General features: G+C 71.4%; 11 protein-coding genes and 1 pseudogene. 7 read left to right on the top strand and 5 right to left on the bottom strand.

Annotation, left to right across the window (positions count from 1 at the left end):
- Positions 1–201 precede the first annotated feature (201 nt).
- Positions 202–1464, bottom strand: coding sequence for an MFS transporter (locus ACESM1_RS25005; RefSeq protein ID WP_372623950.1), 1263 nt, complete (start codon positions 1462–1464; stop codon positions 202–204).
- Between the two features lie 26 nt (positions 1465–1490).
- A complete protein-coding gene (locus tag ACESM1_RS25000) occupies positions 1491–3485 on the bottom strand; it encodes a BCCT family transporter (protein ID WP_372623949.1) in 1995 nt (664 codons plus the stop codon).
- Between the two features lie 160 nt (positions 3486–3645).
- Between ACESM1_RS25000 and ACESM1_RS24995 the strand changes: the two genes are divergently transcribed.
- A complete protein-coding gene (locus ACESM1_RS24995; protein WP_372623948.1) occupies positions 3646–3936 on the top strand; it encodes a YrhK family protein in 291 nt (96 codons plus the stop codon).
- Positions 3937–4208: 272 nt separating this feature from the next.
- Here ACESM1_RS24995 and ACESM1_RS24990 read toward each other — a convergent pair whose 3' ends face one another.
- Positions 4209–7076 carry an ATP-binding protein gene (locus ACESM1_RS24990; protein WP_372623947.1) on the bottom strand — a complete coding sequence of 956 codons (2868 nt, stop codon included), beginning with the start codon at positions 7074–7076 and terminating at the stop codon, positions 4209–4211.
- A gap of 149 nt (positions 7077–7225) precedes the next feature.
- On the opposite strand from ACESM1_RS24990, the gene ACESM1_RS24985 reads away from it, so the two are divergent.
- The 5 genes from ACESM1_RS24985 (at position 7226) to ACESM1_RS24965 (ending at position 12545) form a co-directional block, all read left to right on the top strand.
- Complete coding sequence (locus ACESM1_RS24985; RefSeq protein ID WP_372623946.1) at positions 7226–7810, top strand: ester cyclase; 585 nt, start codon at positions 7226–7228, stop codon at positions 7808–7810.
- Between the two features lie 30 nt (positions 7811–7840).
- Complete coding sequence (locus ACESM1_RS24980; RefSeq protein ID WP_372623945.1) at positions 7841–10468, top strand: S8 family serine peptidase; 2628 nt, start codon at positions 7841–7843, stop codon at positions 10466–10468.
- Positions 10469–10491: 23 nt separating this feature from the next.
- Positions 10492–11259: a hypothetical protein gene (locus tag ACESM1_RS24975; protein ID WP_372623944.1), complete on the top strand. Its 768-nt coding sequence runs from the start codon at positions 10492–10494 to the stop codon at positions 11257–11259.
- Between the two features lie 92 nt (positions 11260–11351).
- Positions 11352–11711, top strand: coding sequence for a hypothetical protein (locus tag ACESM1_RS24970; RefSeq protein WP_372623943.1), 360 nt, complete (start codon positions 11352–11354; stop codon positions 11709–11711).
- Between the two features lie 108 nt (positions 11712–11819).
- Positions 11820–12545 (top strand): Crp/Fnr family transcriptional regulator, encoded by a 726-nt coding sequence (locus ACESM1_RS24965; RefSeq protein ID WP_372623942.1) that lies wholly within the window; start codon positions 11820–11822, stop codon positions 12543–12545.
- Between the two features lie 188 nt (positions 12546–12733).
- Here ACESM1_RS24965 and ACESM1_RS24960 read toward each other — a convergent pair.
- A pseudogene (locus ACESM1_RS24960) lies at positions 12734–13069 on the bottom strand (DDE-type integrase/transposase/recombinase); the annotation flags it as partial.
- Between the two features lie 302 nt (positions 13070–13371).
- Complete coding sequence (locus ACESM1_RS24955; RefSeq protein WP_372623941.1) at positions 13372–14376, bottom strand: AraC family transcriptional regulator; 1005 nt, start codon at positions 14374–14376, stop codon at positions 13372–13374.
- Positions 14377–14704: 328 nt separating this feature from the next.
- Between ACESM1_RS24955 and ACESM1_RS24950 the strand changes: the two genes are divergently transcribed.
- Positions 14705–16819, top strand: coding sequence for an MFS transporter (locus tag ACESM1_RS24950; protein ID WP_372623940.1), 2115 nt, complete (start codon positions 14705–14707; stop codon positions 16817–16819).
- Position 16820: the final 1 nt, after the last annotated feature.

Raw genomic sequence — 16820 nt, 5'->3', positions numbered from 1 at the left:
CGGCCGAGGCTGAGGCGCGCTACTATACCCAACTGGAGCCGGCCGCCCTGGCGGCATGACCCAAACAAAACAGCCTCCGGCGAACCCGGGGCGGTTCAGCTGAAACTGCGAGCATGTGTACAGCGCGCCTCCTCCCCGCGCAGCAGCTAGCCACTCGCTTGCCCTCCCTCAGCCGCGCACCGCCAGGTCCGAATTGGATGGCTATGGTGCAGCGCGATGTCCCGTGTCGGAGACCGCGGTTCCCGGGGTGAGGGGGGTCGCCGCGGGCGTGGTGCGCGGCAGTGGCTGGAAGCGTCCCTGGCGCTCGGCGGGGACGGGGCCGCGGGCACGCATGCGCCACAAGCCGAATGCGAAGCCGGCCGCGCCGACGCACACCGCGAAGGCGAACAGCCCCGCAGCGTCGAGGAACGACATCGCCGCCGATCCCGCGAGCGGCCCCGCGGTGGCTCCCAACGAATACGCGAGCACAAGCCCGCCGCTGGCCGCGATGCGCTCCTCGCGCGCCAGGTGATCGTTCGTATGTGCCACGCAGAGCGGGTACAGCGCGAAGGCGAAACCGCCGAACAGGGCGACGGCCGCCAGCATCGTCGCCTCGCCCTGGCGCGCCGCGAGCGGCACGGCCAGGCCGGTCGCCGTCAGGGCGCCCAGCGTGCCAACGATCACGCGCCGGCGGTCGAAGGCGTCAGAGAGGCGCCCGAGCGGCCATTGCAGCGATACGCCGCCCAGGATCAGCACGCTCATGAACAGCGCAGCGCCGCCGGCATCGAGGCCCGCCGCCTGGCGCGCGAAAACCGGCCCGAGCGCGTAGACGGAGCCGAGAACCAGTCCGCTCGCCACCGTGCCGACCACGCCCAGCGGCGAGATCGTGTAGAGCGCGCGGCCCCAGAGCGCCACCACGTCCGGCACCGGCGGCGGCGTCATGCGCGTGAGCGCCACCGGCAGCACGGCCAGCGACAGCAGGACCGACACGAGGATGAAGACCCGGCTGCCGCCGCCCCCCTCGTCGAGGCCGAGGAGGAACTGGCCCGCCGCCTGGCCGAGATAGAGGCACATCATGTAGGCAGCGAGGATCTTGCCTCGCGTCGCCAGGTCCGCGCGGTCGTTCAGCCAACTCTCCACGCAGATGAAGACGCCGGCCATGCAGAAGCCCTCGGCAAGACGCAGCGTGGCCCAGGGCAGCGGGTGCGCGACGAGGGGGTAGAGCAGCGCCGAGGCCGACAGCACCGATGCGAAGGCGGCGAAGGCCCGGATGTGCCCGACCCGCAGGACCACCCGATAGGCGAGGAGCGAGCCAAGCGTAAGACCCGCGAAATTGGCCGCCATGACCACGCCGATCGCGAGCTGCGAGACCCCGGCCGACTCCAGGCGCAGGCTGATGAGCGTGGTCAGGGGGCCGCTCCCCGCCATCGCAAGGAACATGCCCGCCATGAGCGCGGCGACCGGCCGCAGAATGCTGCCCGCCACGCCCGCATCGGCTCCGCTTCCGCCGCTCAATCCGCGGTCCGCTCGGCGGCGTGAAGGAAGTTGAGGTGCCGCTCGTACTGGGCCAGCACGTCGGCGATGAGCTCCTCGCGGGTGAAGCCCATCACGTCATAGTCCTGACCGCCCTCGCGCAGGAACACCTCTGCCCGATAGTAGCGGTCCCGAGACTCATCGGCCCGCGGCCTGTGCTCGGAATAAGCGAAGCTCGGGAGGGTGAAGCCGCGCGTGCGGATCCCGTAGCGGAACTCCTCCCGCGTGCCGGGCATCGCGACGAGGCGGATGCGATCCTCGTCGCGCAGCAGCGTGGCGTCCACGCCGCGGGAGCCGAGCTCACGGCATACGGCGTCCAGGGCGGGTTCCGCGACATCGGCCAGGAAGGCCAGGATCTCGGCCCGGCAAGGGTGATGCAGGATGGTGTGGAGCTGCCTCTGCCAGGATCCGCCCGCGCCGCCCGCGACGGCCGGCGTCGCCTGCAGGAGGGTCGCACGCAGCGCCTCGAGGCGGAGCGCCTTCAGCAGTCCGTAGCACATCGCCAGCATGACGATCGTGAAGGGCAGAGCGCTGGCGATGGTGGCGGTCTGCAGGCTCTTCAGCCCACCGGCAAAGAGAAGGACCGCCGCCACCGCACCGGTGAGCAGGGCCCAGAAGACGCGGCGCCAGGCCGGCGTCTCCTCCGCGCCTCCCGAGGTGATCGTATCGACCACGAGCGCCGCGGAATCCGCGGAGGTCACGAAGAAGGTCACGACCAGCAGCGTGGCGAGAGCCGAGGTGACGAAGGCGAGCGGAAACTGCTCGAGAAAGGCGAACAGCGCGAGCGGCACGCTGTTCGCCACCGTGTCGGAGACGGCGGTGGTGAGGCCGGAGAGCTGCAGCCATGTCGCCGTGTTCCCGAAGATCGTCATCCACACCAGCGTGAAACCGGTCGGCACGAAGAGCACGCTGAGGACGAACTCGCGGATCGTGCGACCGCGCGAGATGCGCGCGATGAACATCCCGACAAAGGGCGACCAGGAGATCCACCAGGCCCAGTAGAACAGCGTCCAGCCTGCGATCCAGTCGTTCGGCTCGTAGGCGTAGAGCAGGAAGGTGCGGTAGATGAAGTCGTCTATGTATCCGCCCGTGTTCTGCACCAGCGCCTTCAGCAGGAACACCGTCGGCCCCGCCACGGCCACGAAGAGCAGCAGCCCGGCCGCGAGGATCATGTTGAGCACGCTGAGCCGCCGGATGCCGGCGTCAAGGCCGAGCACGACCGAGACCGTCGCCATCCCGGTGATCACCGCAATCAGGACCACCTGCGCGCCGAGCCCTTCCGGCACGCCGGCGAGGTAGGCGAGGCCGGCGTTGATCTGCAGCACGCCGAGGCCGAGAGAGGTGGCGACGCCGAACACCGTGCCGAGCACCGCGAAGACGTCGATGGCCTGCCCGATCGGCCCGTGGATCCGCGCGCCGATCAGTGGATAGAAGGCAGATCGGACGGTCAGCGGCAGGCCATGGCGGAAGCCGAAATAGGCCAGCGCCAGCCCGACCACGGCGTAGATCGCCCAGGCATGGACACCCCAATGGAAGAAGGTGATGCGCATGGCGGCGCGCGCTGCCTCCACCGTGCCGCCCTCGCCGACGGGCGGCGTGGTGAAGTGCATGACGGGCTCGGCCACCCCGAAGAACACCAGCCCGATGCCCATTCCCGCGCTGAAGAGCATCGCGAACCAGGATCCGTAGCTGAAGTCGGGCTCGGAGTGGTTCGGACCGAGCTTCACCGATCCGTGGCGGCTGAGCGCCAGATAGAGCACGAAGAAGAGGAAGACGGCGACCGAGAGCAGGTAGAACCAGCCAAGCCGATCCATGATCAAGGCCTGCAAGCTGGTGAAGACTTCGCCGACCGTCTCCGGCGCTACCACACCGCAGACGACGATGGCGGCGATCAGGAGGGCCGAGGCCAGGAAGACCGGTCCCAGCTTTTTCGCCGTGACCGCCACTCGCGCGGCCTGCGTCGTTTCGAGCATGCGCCTCACCTCATTGCGGGCCGGATCCGCCGCGCCCCGTCAGTCGAAGGCGGGCACGCCCTGAGCGCCCGGTCAGGAACGCTCAGCAAGGGCTCCGGTTAGAGGCAGTGGTGGTCGCCAGGGCTCGGGCCCGCATCATCAGCCCGGAACGTGTCGCGGTATGGAGGAAACCGTGCCAGAGAGGATCACTGGCTTCGCGCGAGAGGCCGAGGCGGCACTCGAGGCGCTGCGGACGCACTATTTCTGGATCCACCTTGGCGCCCAGTCCATCTGCTCGTTGCTCTTCGTCACCGGCAGCGCCCTCATGCTGTTCGAGGCGACCAAGCCCACCGCGCCCTGGGTCTTCCTCGCGGGGAGCGTGACGTTTGCGACACTCCCGGCGATCCGCCTGCTACACGAAAAAGGCCATCGCGCCATTCGCGGGCGGCGCGAGACTGCATCCGAGGAGTGAGCACCCCCGGACGCCCCAACGCGCTGGAGCCACCCTGAAGCCGGCGAGGCGTGGGGCTGCGAAGTGACAGTTCTCCCGGGCCATGAGGGAACCGGCATGGCACGGCGGAGGGACTGCTACCGTCTCCGCCCTCTGCTGCGGCACGCCAGACGGCGAACTCGGCAGGCGTCGCTGCGCCTGGAAGGCAGACGACCTCAAATCGCCGAAGCACGCGGCGGCACAGCTCATCCGCGCACAGGTCTCATGACCTGCGCCGCGGCCCGGAGGCCCCCTCAGCGCAGTGCGCCCGGCGCGTCAATGCGGTCCTCGAGCGACGCGGCCATCTCAGCGATCGCATCATCCAGCGACATCGCCTGGCCTTCCGACCAGGCAGCCTCGAAGGCCGCATCGCCGAGCGAGGCGCGTGCCGCCGCCATCTCGGCATCGCGCCGCGCCCGTATCGCCGGCCAGAACGCAAGCCGGCTCGCCGTCTGCACCGTCTCCGCGGCCGCCGAGAGCCGTACCGAAGCCTCCACCGCCCCGGCCTGCCGTGCCAGGGAAGCAAGGTCCTGCAGGCATTCGGCGACGCGGTCCTGCGCACCGAGGTCGCGGAAGAGCAGCAGGCCTTCCTTCAGGCGCATGGTCGCCGCCGGATGGTCGCCTCGCGCCAGCGCGGCCCCGCCGAGGCCCGACAGCGCGAGCGCAACGCCCCACCTGTCCGCCACCTGGCTGCTCATCTTCAGCGCCCGCGCGCAGAGGCTCTCGGCACGCGCGTGGCCGCCGGCGCGAAGGACCACCTTGGCGAGGTAGCCGAGGACACGCGCGCTGCCCCAGACATCGCCGACGCGCCGCTGCACCTCCAGCGTCTCGTGATAGAGCTTCGCAGCCCGCGCGTCGTTGCCCCGGAAATCCTCGGCGATGGCAAGGTGGAACAGCGACCGCGCGATCCCCCGCTCCTCCCCGCGGCGACGCCGGAGCGCCACGCTCTCCTCGAGCATCTCCACGCCGGCATCGAGCTGCCCGAGCCACTGCTTCACAAGGCCGAGATGGCTCAACGCCCAGCCGATCCCCTCCGCATCGTCCAGCTCGCGCCAAATGGCGGTCGCCTCCTCCAGCAGCGTCTCCGCCCGCTCGAAGTCGCCGAGCATGCGGGCGAAGGAGCCTTGGGCGGTCAGCAGCGTCGCGCGCAGCCCGGCCGGTGCGGAATCGACCAGCGCGGCGCAGGCGTGCTGCATCCAACGGCTTCCCTCTCGCAGATAGGCGCGCCGGAACCAGAACACCCACAGCGCGCAGGCGAGCCGCGGCCCGAGCTGCCGGTCCGCGCAGGCATCCGAGAAGCTCCAGGCCAAGGCCGCGCGGAAATTCGGATGCTCCTCGTCAAGCCGCGCGAGCCACCCCGCCTGCTGCGCCCCGCCCAGCTCCAGCGCGCCCCGGTCGGCGAGAACCAGGCAATGTCGCGCATGCGCCTCGGACGCGGCGGCGAGCTCGCCATGCGCTGTCAGGCATCCCAGCCCGTATTCGCGGATCGTCTCCAGCATGGAGAAGCGCGCCTCCGCATCCGCCCGCTCTACTCGATGCAGCAGGCTGTTGCCGATCAGCGTCGCCATCCGATCGAGCAGCGCAAAACGCTGCGCCCGCGCCGCGGCGTCCGACGCGGCGGCAGCATGCCCGTCCTCCATCCGCCCGACGATTTCAGCGGCGGCGTTCAGGTCGAAGCCGCCGACGAAGACGGCAAGGCGGCGGAACAGCAGCTGGTCCTCCGACGAGAGCAGGCCGATGCTCCAGCCGATCGCTGCGCGGAGCGTCCGGTGCCTGCCGGGGGCATCGCGCGCCCCGCCGGTCAGCAGGTCAAGCGACCCGTGCTGCGCAGCATCGCCGAGCAGCGCCACCATCTCCGCCGGCGCGAGAAGCGCCGCTCGCGCCGCCGCAAGCTCGATGGCGAGGGGCAGGCCGTCGAGCCTGGCGCAGAGTGTCACCACGGCCGCCGCGTTCCGCGGCGTGATGGCGAAGCGCACCGCCGCAGCGGAGGCGCGCTCGGCGAACAGCGCGATCGCGGGATACTGCAGGAGGTTGTCGTTGGCCGGCAGCGGGCCGGCCGCGGGCAGCGCCAGGGGCGGGACCGCGTATTCGCGCTCGCCATAGACATGCAGGGCAGCGCGACTGGTGGCGAGTATCTTCAGCTGCGGGCAGGCGCCGAGCATCGTAGCCACCGCGGGGGCCGCGCCCAGCAGATGCTCGAAATTGTCGAGCACCAGCAGCATCTCCTTGTCGCGCAGGTGCTGGAGCAGGATCTCCTCCGGCGTGGTCGGACCCGCCTCCTGCAGCCCCAGGCTTCGCACGACGACAGAGATCACCAGCTCCGGATCGGCGAGCGGCGCAAGCTCGACGAAGCACACCCCGTGGCGGAACAGCCCGGCAGCGCGCGACGCCGCCGCGATGGCCAGCCGTGTCTTGCCCGTGCCGGCAACGCCCGTCAGCGTGACGAGCCCCGTCTCCGGCCGCCGCAGCAATTCGACCAGCTCGGCGATCTCCGCCTGCCGCCCGAGCAACGAGGTGCGCGGCACCGGCAGGTTCGAGGGGCGCGGGTTCGGCACCCGCAGTGGCGGGAACTCGGCCGCAAGATCGGGCGCCATCAGTTGGAACACTTGCTCCGCCTGAGCGAAATCCCGCAGCCGATGCTCGCCCAGCGCGCGCAGCCCGATCTCCGGCGGCAGGTGATTGGCGGTGAGCCTCTGCGTCGCCTCGGATACCAGGATCTGCCCGCCATGCCCGGCTTCGCAGAGCCGTGCCGCGCGGTGCACGTCGAGGCCGACATAAGCCGGGCCGCTGCCGGACGCGGCGCGCCTGACCAAGCCGGTATTGATGGCGATCCGGATGCGCAACTCGCTGTCTGCCGGCCAGGCTGCGGCGGCCACCAGGCGCTGGCATTGCACCGCTGCCGCCACGGCATCCATCGGGCTGCGCGGGAAGGCGACGAAGAAGCCGTCGCCCTGGCTGTCCACTTCCTCGCCCGCATGCGCGCGAAATGCCGCCCGCAGCATCGCCGAGAGCGTCGAGAGCATGTCGCCATAGGCGGCATCCCCGAGCGCCTGCAGGAGTCGCGTGGACCCCTGGACGTCCGTGAAGAGCAGCGTGACCGGTCGGGATTCGTCGGTGCCCATTCGCGCTCACACCGCTGCGGAAGCACTTAGATTGCGCGTGACACCTATCACGGACTGCGCCAGAATTCAGCTCTGGAATACCGTTGCGCAGGCGCTCCGGTCTCCACTTGGCGCTTGCACCGCGGCCCAGCAAGTCAAGGAGGCCGACCATGGGTGGCTGCGGCGCACTCGACGAGCCCTGCGAAACCCCCGAGCCCGACGACCCGGGCCCCGACGAGCAGGCGAACTGCCGCGTGGTCCGACGCTTCGTCGATGGCGTCTGGAACTACTCCTGGAGCGCCGAGGACGACAAGCGCTTCCTCGCCGAGCGCGCAGCCGGGAACCGGGCGCACGTTCCACAGCCGATCGGCGCGGTGCTCATGAATCTCCGCTCGGACACCACCGTGCGACACCGCCGCAGCAGTTCGGGGAAGCGCGTGCGCTCCTCCGGTCCCGACGACTACGCCATCTGCATCGGCAGCGTGCACGAGGTCGCCCCAGACCTGCGCATCGAGATCCTGGACCTCGTCCCGGAGGGAGAACGCGTTGTCGCGCATCTGGTGGTGACGGGAACCGACCGGCGGCTCGACGGGCGCGACGACCAGCCCGGTGCCTTCGGCGCGGCACGGCCGACGGGCCGGCGTTTCCGCTACGATGCGGCGATGCTCTACCTCGTGCGCGAGGGCAGGATCCAGGCGGACTGGCTGCTGCGGCGCGCGAAGGTGTCCTTCGAACCGGCGCCATCGGCGGCCTGAGCAGCCGCGCAGGGAGGGGAGGGGGCGCCGATGGCAGGTTCCCCTAAAGGCGGAAGGCGAGGCTCTGTTCGGCAGTCCCGCGGCGCTGCCCCGCTGGCGGCGCGTCCCGCGCGCGGCAAGCTCGACCCGCGCCTTGCCCTGCTGGCTTCGCTGCCGTTGCGCGACCTGCGGAAGCTCGCCTCGGCCGAGCGGCAGGCGGTCGCCGTCGCGGCGGCGCGCCTTGCAACACTGCCTCCGCCAGCCGAGGACGGGGAGGATGACCAGGCCGCGGCGGAGCGGCGCCGCGCGCTCTCTGCCCTTCCCCTCGCGCCGCTGACCGCCGGCGTCATCCTGCCGGACGGCCGTCCGCGGCGCCGCCGGCCGCGCGGCCTGGACGGGAACCCCGACGAGCCGGTCTTCTCGGTCTTCATCCTCGGCGACGCCAGCGCCCGGGATCTCGCGCGGATGGGCGTGGCGACGCGCTCCGAGGCGACGCGGGTCCGCACCGCGATCGTGCCGCGCTCGTGCCTGCGCACGCTCGAGAAGTCGCCGGCGATCCGCTTCATCGAGCTTGCGCGCCCCTGGTCGCACGACCTCGCCGGCGCCATCCCTTTCGCACAGATCGACACGCTGCACTCCGGCGTTCCGGGCATCGATGGCAGCAACGTGATCGTCGGCGTGATCGACAGCTGCATCGACATCCATCACCGCGCCTTTCGCGACGCCGCCGGCACCACGCGGCTGCTCTGGCTGTGGGACCAGAACCTCACGCCGGCGGCGGGCGAGTCCGGCCCGCCCTCGGGCCTGACGATGCCGGGCTTCCCGCCGGGCAGCCTGAGCTACGGCGTCGAATACAACGGCGCCGCGATCGACGCAGAACTGGCCGCGTTCGCGGTGCCCGGGACGCCGGCCTATGGCACGGTCCGCCACGCGCCGCCGGCCCCGGTGCCGGGCAGCACCCCGATCTTCAACCACCATGGCAGCCTCGTCACCGGCTGCGCGGCGGGGAACGGCGGCGACGGCGGCAGCCCCGGCGCAGCGCCGGGCAGCCGCATCATCTTCGTCAGCCCGAAGCCCTACGAGAGTGGCATCCTGGCGAATGCCGATTCCGCCGCCATCCTCGACGGCTGCGCCTACATCTTCGCGCGTGCCGAGCAGGCCGGCCTGCCCTGCGTGGTCAACATCAGCATGGGCGACAACCAGGGCCCGCATGACGGCACGACGCTCGGCGAGCAGATGCTCGACGAGCTGCTCGCCACGCCGGGCCGCGCGCTGGTCGTCTCCGCCGGCAACTACACCGGACGGGCGGCGCATGCCACGGGCAGCGTGACGCAGGGCGCCACCGCCGCGCTGAAGCTGCGTTACGCCGCCAGCTCGCCGCACAGCGACGCCGCCGAGATCTGGTACGACGGTCATGACCGCTTCACTGTCACGCTGACCACTCCGGCTCCGGCGGGCACGGTGATCGGTCCGGTCGCGTCCGGCTTCGCCGCCGGCCCGGTGCAGCTCGGCGGCGGCGTCGAGGTGAGCCTCGACTCGCGTCTCAACGACCCGCGCAATGGCGACAACTGCATCAGCATCATCATCGTGGTGCCGCCCGGCGGCAGCGTTCCCGCCGGCGATTGGACAATCGCGCTCACCGGCACGAGCGTCGTCAACGGCGCCTTCCACGCCTGGGTGGACCGCAACAACATCGGCAACGCGGCCTGGCAGCCGCCCTTCGCGGCGGAGGGCGCGATGACCCTCGGCGTGCCGGCCACCGCGCGCCTGCCGATTACCGTCGGCAACCACGACCGCAGCGCCTCGCCGCAGATTGCGAACACAAGCGGGCGCGGCCCGACGCGCGACGGACGGATCAAGCCGGAGATCGCGGCGACCGGCCAGTTCGTCAGCGCGCCGGCCGCCGTGCACCGCAACTCCCCCGCGCAGCAGCCCGCGCATCGCAGCGCCAGCGGCACGAGCTTCTCGGCACCGATCGTCGCCGGCGCCTGCGCGCTGCTGTTCCAGTGCCGCGGCGCCGCCGCCACCATCGGCGACCTGAAGCAGATCCTCCTCGAGACCGCCGCCGCGCCCGCCCTCCCGCTGCCGGACAACGGCTTCGGGTTCGGCTTCCTGCAGATGGCCGCCGCCTGCGCGGCGCCGCAGCCGGACGTGGATGTCTGGCTGCGCGACGATCCCGCCGACACCGGCCTCGAGCCCTTCACCGGCCCGGTGTTCTGGGCCTGCCCCGACATCGAGGTCCTCGATGCCAACGGTCAGCCGGTCGCCAACCCGGTGCATGTGCCGGGCGCGCGCTTCAGCACGATCATCCGCGTCACCGCACGCAACCGCGGCAGCCAGGCGGCGCGGAACGTCAGCGTGTTCCTCTACTGGGCCGACCCGGCGACGAGCATCCCCTTCCCCGATGCGTGGCGCTCCACCGGCATCTACGCCGGTGCCGGCTTCACCCGGCAGTCGAACCACGTCGTCATTCCGCAGCTCGCCCCCGGCGCGGCGCAGCCCGTGGAGTTCGGCTGGGCGCCGCCGGCGCCCGGGAGCGGCCTCGCCGGCGACAGCCATTTCTGCCTGCTGGCGCGCCTGGAGCAGGATGCCGATCCGTCCAACCTTGCGGCCGGCGGCTTCGCCGTCGTCACCGCCAGCAACAACATCGGCCTGCGCAACGTGCTGGTGCTGCCATGAGGATCGCCGGGCGTGAGCCGGGAATGAGCTTCCACCTGCGCGGCGGCGAGGAGCCCAACGCCTTGATCGTGGAGCCGGAGAGGCTTGGCGCCACCATGGTGCTCCGCCTGCCGGTGGAGGCGCTGCCCTGGCGCGACGCCGAACTCGCCGGCGCGCGGCGCGGCCGCGCGGCGGAGATGCCGGCGCATCCCCTCGCCGCGCTGCGCCTCTCCCTGGCCGCCTCGCAGCTCGCCGACCGCACGGGCATCCGCGGCGCCGAACGGCTGTGGCTCGCGGACGGCATGGCGACGCTGGCCATCGCCGATGGCGGCCGGCTGGTGGTCCCGAGGCTCCGCATCGGCAGGGCCGCGACGCTGCCCGCCTCGGTGCAGCTGAGGGGCGCGCGCGCGGCGCAGGCGCGCGGCAGCATCCATGTCGTCCAGCTCTCGGCGGGCCGCAGGGTCGGCGGCCTCACGCTGGTGGTCTCGCGCGGGCGCGACGACGGTCCCACGCCGACCGAGGCAAACGGCGCACAGCGGCGCAAGCTGCATCCCGCGCTGCAACGTTTCCTCCTGCCCCCAACCGCGGAGAAGGGGCGGGAGCTTTCGCTGCTCCTGCTGCTGCGCGGCCCGGCGGAGGATCTCGAGCAGCTCGGCCTGCGGCTCGGCGGGCGGCACACCGGCGTCGTGGCGGTGCGCGTGGCTGCCGGCCTGCTTCCGGCAATCGCGGCGAGCCCGTCGGTCCTGTTCGTCGAGCCCTCGCGGCCGCTTGGCCCCGACCAGCCGGATGCGCCGGATGCATCCGGACTGTGAGGCCGGTCACAGAAGCGGCCTGCCCGCCGGACCTAGGCTCCTGTTACGGCCGGGGCATTGGGCCCCGAGCCGAACGGGAGGACCCCGAAGCCATGCGTGCCATCCTCAACACGATCGCTGCCGCCGCACTCGTCGGGCCGCTCTTCGTCCAGCCGGCCGCCGCCGGCGACCCGAACGAGTACCCGCGCCTCGTGGGCAGCGGCGAGAACCTCTCGGTGGACTACGGGCCGAAGCCGCGCGGAAACATCGTCGGCGGCGGCCATGTCGTGGCAACCGGATCCGGCGAGAACGTCGACCTGCACTATGCCGACTCCACCTATGTGCAGCGACCGCCGATCGGCATGGTCCCCACGCTGCAAGGCACCGGCGAGAACCTGGAGATCGTCTGGGTGCCCGCCCCGGAGGCCTGGGTGGTTCAGTCCGCGGGGAATGCAGCCGCTGCGGGCCGTTGATGCGATGCTGGCCGAAGTGCCCGGTCGCCGCTGCGCGGCGCACCGGGCACCTCGGTGCCGACGAATGCCGCATGCCGCCTCGGCGGGAGCTGCGGCAGGGGAGGTGACATGAGCGGCGCACTTCAGGCGCCAGCCGATCCGCAGCAGAGGGTCGAGGCGCTCCGGCGGCAACCCCTCCTGGCCGGCCTTCCGGAGCCGGCCCTGTGCCGGGTGGCCGAGCAGGCACGTTGGCGGGCCCTGGCGCCGGGCGAGCTGGTGGTGGACACCGGTGATGCCTCGGCCGAGGTGTATTTCGTGACCGCGGGTGCGGTGCGCGTCGTGCTGCGCAGCGCCGGCGGTCAGGAGTTGATCCTCAACGATCTGGGCGCCGGTGCCTTGTTCGGCGAACTTGCTGCTATCGATGGCATCTCCCGCTCAGCCAGCGTCACCGCGCTGTCGCGCGCGCAGCTGTGCAGTGTGCGGGGACCGGTCTTCCTCGATCTCGTCCTGCACAATCCGACGGCCGGGCTCCATCTGCTGCGCCTTCTCGCTGCCCGCGTGCGCGCGAAGGACCAGCTCAGGCTCGAGGCCGCCGCCTTCTCCGCCCGGCAGCGCATCGTGGCGGAGCTGCTGCGGCTCTCCGCCGCGCGTCCGGGCGGGGAGGCGCGCATCAGTCCCCCGCCACCACAGCATGAGCTCGCCGCCCGCCTCAGCCTGCGGCGGGAGACCGTCTCGCGCGAGGTCGCAAAGCTGGCGAGGGAGGGCCTCCTCACCGTGCAGCGCGGCGCGCTCGTACTGCACCGGCCGGAGGCGCTGCGTGCCGAGCTCGAGCAGGCGACCCGCGGCGGCGCCTGATCACGCCACGCAGAGATCCCGGACTCCAGCCGGCGCAACCCGGCGGGCCACCCCCATCCCCCGCTGCGCGGCTGCCCCCCTGCGCGACGGCCGCCCGGCGGCCTCGCTCGCGCCGAACATGTTGCGCACCACCAGTAGCACCTTCTGAACCGCCCCGGCTTTGCCGGAGGCCTGTTGGCTTGAATGACGAACACGACGGCCTCCATGGTGCGCCACGGCCTGCGGCGTCGGATCACCTCGGTCTTGAAGAAGCCGATGACGGTCTCGGCGAGCGCGTTGTCGTAGGAATCGCCGACGCTGCCGGCGGAGGGCTCGATCGCGGCTTTCAGGAGCCGTTCCGCGTGTCGAATGGACACGTACTACGGCCCCTTGTCGCTGTAGTGGGCCAGGCCGCCCTTCGCCGGACGGCGGTCATGCAGCGCCTGCTCGAGAGCATCGAGGGCGAACCCGGCATGCGCCGTCCGCGACACCCGCCAGCCGACGATACGGCGGGCGAAGACGTCGATGATGAAGGCGGCGTAGACGACCAGATGTGGGGCGACGCTGGCCGTGACGTATTCACCTGCGCGGCGACAGGCTGGGGCGTGGACTGGATCTATAACTTCGAGGATCGCACTGACCGGATCGAGTTCACCGTGCGACCTGGAGGCTCCGGAATCCAGGGCATGAACGCCCTCCTGGTCTCCACGGCCTGGCGCCGCCGGAACCGAGACCGTCATCCGACTTGCGGCCGGCGGTCCGGACGAAGTCGGCCGACCTGAGCCGGCCACTCCGGTGGTGCTGTTGGCGGGCGACATCGTCGGACGCCGAGTGGAAGGACGCAGGGCTAGAGCCGCGACGCGCGTCGCACGACGTCCAATGGGCTTTCGGCGAACCGGCGGCGAAACGCAGCGACGAAGCGGGATGCGTTGGTGAAGCCGTAGCGGCGCGCGACCACACCGATCGGGGCACCGCTCGCGCCGCTGCTCAGCTCGGCATGAACCTGCTCCAGCCGGAACGCATGCAGCGCTGCCAGCGGGGTCCGGCCGCGGAAGCGCTGGAACACGGAGCCCAGGGTCCGGACGCTGCATCCCGCTGCGGCGGCAACATCGGATAGACGGATCGGGGACGCGCAGTGCACGCGCATGAACTCCTCCGCGCGCTGGACATAGGCCGGCACGGCGGGGCTTGGTCCGAGCTCCAGTTGATCGGCGTAGTTGTGGGGCGCACCGCGCAGGATCAGTGCCATCAGCAGGTCGGTCATCGAGGCGAGTGCGACGGCGTTGCCGGCGATGCCGTCCGGTCGCTCGAATTCACGTATCACGAAGTCGAGCTGGAACTTCAGGCTGGCCGCCAGCCCGCAGCTCCAATCCAGGGAAGGTCGGAACTCGAGCGGCTTGTGGAGGCGCTTGTCGAGCATGTGCTCGAGCGCCTCCTGGACCGCCGTGACCTTGAGGAAGACGTTGGTGCGCACGCTGTCATCGCTGGTCACCAGGCGCGTATCGCGGCCGAGACGGTAGGCGAGGCCGCGGGACGAGGTCGCAGTTGTCGGATTGCCGCGCTGGATCAATGTCATGTCGCCCCGCAGCGGCGTGGTGAAGCCGAAGACGTCGCTTTCGTCGCCTTCCATCGACACTTCCGTCGCGAAGCGGCTCTCGCCGTGACTCGCCAGGATGGGACCGGCGCTGCGGATCGCGACGCTGAAGATCGGGCTGTCGAAGCGCATGCGCCAGAGCGCGCGGTCCCGCAGATGGTACCGGTAATTGCGGCTCGATCCCGGAAGGCGATCGCTCACGCGCGACCGGCTATCGAGCTCCGCCGGGTCGCTTGCATGGACGACGTTGAACATCATGAGCCGGGCAGCATCGGGTGGAAGCGCAGGGACTGACATGGCAGCACCCCTCCTTGGGCGCGGCGACACAATGGCGGCAGGCGGCACAGTAGACGAATTCCGCAGGGCTGGGACAGATCCGGCAGGAAAGCTTCTTTGGTCGGTCCCTCATGTCTCCTCGGTGCGTCCAGGCGTGCGAGGTTGGACCGACATCAGAGGACGTTACCTGTGCGAGCAATCGCCCGAGACACCGTATCGCGCCCGAACGCGAACCCATCCCCCGACCGCACGGTTACGCTGCTGACCGCCGAGGCCGCCTCGCCCGGCTGCGGCACCGGCTGGGCCTGAGATGAGCCGCGCCCGTGGCGCACGTCTGGCCCGCCGCCTCGCGAAACCGGTGACCACGCTCGTCCAGCCCCTGGTGTCGCCGGTGCCGCGCGCGGTGCCGTTCCGCGGTTGGCTGGTCGTCGCCGGTGCCTTCCTGGTGCTGATGGTCGGCTACGGCGCGATCTACTCCTATGCTGCCTTTGCCGACGAGATCGGCGAGACCTTCGGGGCGGAGCGCGCCTCGGTCTCCGTCGTCTACGCGCTCAGCGGTGGGACCTGCTTCTTCGTCAGCGCGTTGAGCGGGCCGCTCGCGGACCGCATCGGTGCGCGGGTGCTGGCGGCGATGGGGATGCTGCTGGTCGGGCTCGGGCTGATGGTCGCGGCCTCGGCGCAGAGCCTGATCGAGGTCTATGTCGGATACGGCCTGCTCGTCGGCCTCGGCGTCGGCTTCGCCTATGTCCCCGCCCTGGCGGCAGTGCAGCGCAGCTTCGACGTGCATCGCGGCTTGGCTTCCGGTACCGCCGTCAGCGGTATCGGCATCGGCACTGCGTTGGTGCCGCCGGCGGCCGAGATGCTGGCGGCCGTCGGCGACTGGCGCGTCGCCTTCGTGGTCTGCGGCGCAGCGTGCGCCGTGGTGGGGCTGGCAGGCGCGCTCCTGCTGCCGCCCGCGTCGGGCTTCCAACGGGAAGGCGCGTCGCCGGAGGGCGCGCGGCCGGCGCCGCCGCGGCTCGTCCTCGGGCGCACCTTCGCCCTGGCCTATGCGGGCACGCTGCTCGTCTCGCTGCCCGCGGTGCTGCCGCACGCGGTGCTGGTCGGCACGGCGCGCGACATCGGGCTCGGCCGGCATGACGCGCTGGCGCTGCTCGGCCTGATCGGGCTCGGCACCATCGCGGGGCGCTTCCTGCTCGCGGCGCTGGCGGATGTGCTGGGCAGGCGGAGGGTGTTCCTCGCTTGCTGCTCGGGGATGGCGGCGTCGATGCTGCTCTGGGCCTTCGCGACGACGGAGCCGGAACTGCAGGCCTTCGCGCTGGCCTTCGGCGCGCTGCAGGGGGGATTCGTCGCACTGCTGCCGGCCTTCACGGCTGACAGCTTCGGCGTGCGCTCGGTCGGTGGGGTGCTCGGCGTGCTCTACACCAGCCGCGGCATCGCGCTGCTCGCCGCGCCGCCGCTGCTGACCTTCGGCATCGCAGCCATGGCGGGACATATGAGCGCGGTGCTCGGGGTGGCGGTGGCGGGCGCGGTGGGTAGCGCACTGCTCGCCGGGGTCGGGCGCGTCTCGCGGGCTCCGCAGTCATCGGCCCGGGCGTCGGGCGCGCTGGATGCGTGTCACACGAACCATGAAGCGGCCGCCGGCGGACTGTCCGGGAAGGTCGATGGCCCGGGAAGACGGCGGCAAACGCTGCCGGCCGATCATAGGAGGACTTCGATGATGCCGTCCCATATTGCCGCGGCGTTACTCGCCACGAGCCTTCTGGTGCCTCCCGCTCTCGCCGACGAGTACACGACCTACCAGAATCTTGAGGTCACCTCAGGCGTCTTGCAGCCGTGCCGCGCCGGCATGCTGCTCAGCCTGCCGTCATCCTGGCGGGCGGGCGACGGCGCCGTGGTCCTGATGACGGTCGGACAGACACACGACGCCGTGCGCGACGTACTGATCTCGGCACTGCTGTCCGAGCACGCGGCGGTGCTCGAGCTCGTGCCGGTGCGCTGCGACACCACGCCAGCCGCGCAGGACGGCATCATCGCCGGTGCGATCGGCGCCCTCGATGCCATGACGCGTACGATGGGCGGGGGCATGGTGGTGGCCATCGGCTACGGACCGGGCGGCAAGGCGATGCTGGACGTGGTCCGCGAGCCGGCGGCAGACCTGCTCGGTGCGAACGGGCCGCGCTACGCCGCGGCGGTCGCGATCGCCGACGGAGAGCCCGCCTTCGCCCTCGGGGAGCCGCTTCCGGTGCAGGAGGATGCGCCCTCGCGCCTCGCGGCGCTGTGCCGGGCCCTTGCCGCGGTGGTGGGCGGCATGGGCGCGACGGCGGAACGCGCAGCGCCGGCCTCCGCGTCCGAAGCCTGCATAGCGACCATGGCCGGCGAGACTTCGCCCGCCGCGACACCGGTCCGCGCGACAGTTCGCCGGTGAG

The organism is Falsiroseomonas sp., assembly GCF_041690465.1.
Classification (GTDB): domain Bacteria; phylum Pseudomonadota; class Alphaproteobacteria; order Acetobacterales; family Acetobacteraceae; genus Falsiroseomonas.
Note: the sequence above shows the minus strand (reverse complement) of the source record. Positions and strands in the feature narration are given on the sequence as shown.